2 protein-coding genes are annotated in these 1,156 nt (G+C 56.8%); both read left to right on the top strand.

The features are described from left to right. A partial coding sequence (gene tnpB, locus GA0061101_RS38495; RefSeq protein WP_141694202.1) for an IS66 family insertion sequence element accessory protein TnpB occupies window positions 1–236 on the top strand: 236 nt, incomplete at its 5' end. Between the two features lie 72 nt (window positions 237–308). Then, window positions 309–1,127: an IS66 family transposase gene (locus tag GA0061101_RS38490; protein ID WP_425350063.1), complete on the top strand. Its 819-nt coding sequence runs from the start codon at window positions 309–311 to the stop codon at window positions 1,125–1,127. Window positions 1,128–1,156 lie beyond the last annotated feature (29 nt).

Raw genomic sequence — 1,156 nt, 5'->3', positions numbered from 1 at the left:
CAACTGCCGTGGGAATAAAGGATGAAACGGATGCGTTACCCGCACTAACTGCGTATCTGCGTTGGCAGCGGCTGCATTCTGTTGTGAGGTACAAGATTTTGGAACGCGGATACTTTCCCTGGCCAACGGCGAAAGAAGGCGTTGCGCACCTGACGCAGGCGCAGCTTTCGATGCTTGTGGAAGGGATCGATTGGCGTCGACCGGCGTGGACTTCTGCTCCTGGCCGAACGGGGTAAAAGCTATATTTTGCAAGGGCATCCGGGCTAAAATGCTAGCGCTTTCGCTGCAAATCGGCTATGTTTTTGGGCATGGAAGCACCGCCTCTGGACAGTCAGAACGAGCTATTGGCATTGCGCGCGCTCGTCGCTGAACAGGCGGCGAAACTCAGCGCGCAAGAAGCCGAAGTCAACAAACGCGACTCCATCATCGGTCTTTTGCGCGCGCAGTTGGAGCTGCTCCGACATCGGCAGCACGGCGCATCTTCAGAGAAGATCGATCGGAAGATTGAGCAATTTGAACTCATGCTGGAGGAGATCGAGGCCGCCCGCGCCGAGGCTGATGCTTGTTCTGGAAAAGGCCTGCTGCCCGATGTGGATGATGCCCCGGACAAGCCGAAACGCAGACCTCTGCCGGATGGCCTGCCAATTGAAGAGCGGGTGTATGCAGCGCCCTGCAATTGCCCGACCTGTGGCGGCACCTCCTTCTTGAAGGCGGCTGACAAAGTGGTCCAGGTGATGGAGCATGTGCCGGCTTCTGTAAAGATCGTCCGGCATGTCGAGAAGCGTATGGTCTGCAGGGACTGCGATACGACCGTATCGGGTGAGATGCCGACTTTGCCGATCGAGCGAGGCAAACCCGGACCGGGCTTGCTTGCTCATATCATGGTCGCCAAGTTCGACGATCATATCCCGCTCTATCGTCTATCCGAAATGTACGATCGGCTGGGAGTAGATATCTCGCGCTCCGTCATGGCGGACTGGGTGGGCCGTGTGTCCGTTCTTCTTGCCCCGCTCATTTTGCTGATCAGAGCCCATATCGCGGCGGTCGATCGAATACACACGGACGATAGTGTGCTGCAGAGCACTCGGAAAGGATGGTCTATATGGCCTGACAATCTGTGTGCTTGAAGCTGCGATAATGATGAGGGTTGGCCCCT

The organism is Martinezella lusitana (assembly GCF_900094565.1).
GTDB classification, from domain to species: Bacteria; Pseudomonadota; Alphaproteobacteria; order Rhizobiales; family Rhizobiaceae; genus Rhizobium; species Rhizobium lusitanum.
This window is presented reverse-complemented; position numbering and strand designations above follow the sequence as displayed.